The organism is Bartonella sp. CL71SXKL (assembly GCF_042194935.1).
Taxonomy (GTDB): Bacteria; Pseudomonadota; Alphaproteobacteria; order Rhizobiales; family Rhizobiaceae; genus Bartonella.
Genome location: NZ_JBHINI010000132.1, coordinates 1 through 617, shown reverse-complemented (window position 1 = coordinate 617; position 617 = coordinate 1). Strand labels below are relative to the sequence as shown.

Annotated in this window: 2 pseudogenes; both read right to left on the bottom strand. The window is 44.6% G+C overall.

Features of this window, described 5'->3' with window-relative positions:
- Positions 1–335: pseudogene (locus tag ACFILA_RS09905) on the bottom strand (phage tail protein); the annotation flags it as partial.
- 12 nt (positions 336–347) lie between these two features.
- Positions 348–617: pseudogene (locus tag ACFILA_RS09900) on the bottom strand (lytic transglycosylase); the annotation flags it as partial.

Here is a 617-nt window from a genome sequence, read left to right as displayed (position 1 = left end):
TTATAAACCGGCTTGCCATCTAAAGCATTTAAGACAATCGTGGTCGCTCCAACATTCATGCCCGTCGCCATAAAGCGCAAAACGATACCATTCTTATACTCTAAAAACTGTGAAGTGCTTGCAAGTCTTATCACACTCGTTTGTTGGACATGATCATTTGTCACAATGCCTTCAAGCTCTCCACCCGTGTCTGACAAGTATTCCTTTACGCGCTGCATCATCACACGGGCGCTCGTATTCACACTGCTAGGATACTGTCCTTCGGACCAATCAATCAAATCATCTACGCGCGTATTATCCGCCGCTCTAAGCGACCAATCATAGATCGTTGACATCTCTCATAAATCCTAATTCCGGTAAAATGGTCCGTAAAACGCCCGCATGAATTGCGTCATCAAAGGATTATCATCTTCATCACTCTCTTCTTCTTCCGAAGCCTCTTCTTGTGATGCTAATAATGCCCTTAAAACCTCTAACAAGTTGTCTCTATTTCTAATGCCACCATGCGCTGTAGGACTTGCTCTATGAGGCTGCCCACCATACATCTGTAATACACGGTTGACAAAATCACTTGCACGCATAGCGTTGTTTCCACCATTCAAGCCAACCGCATTGCT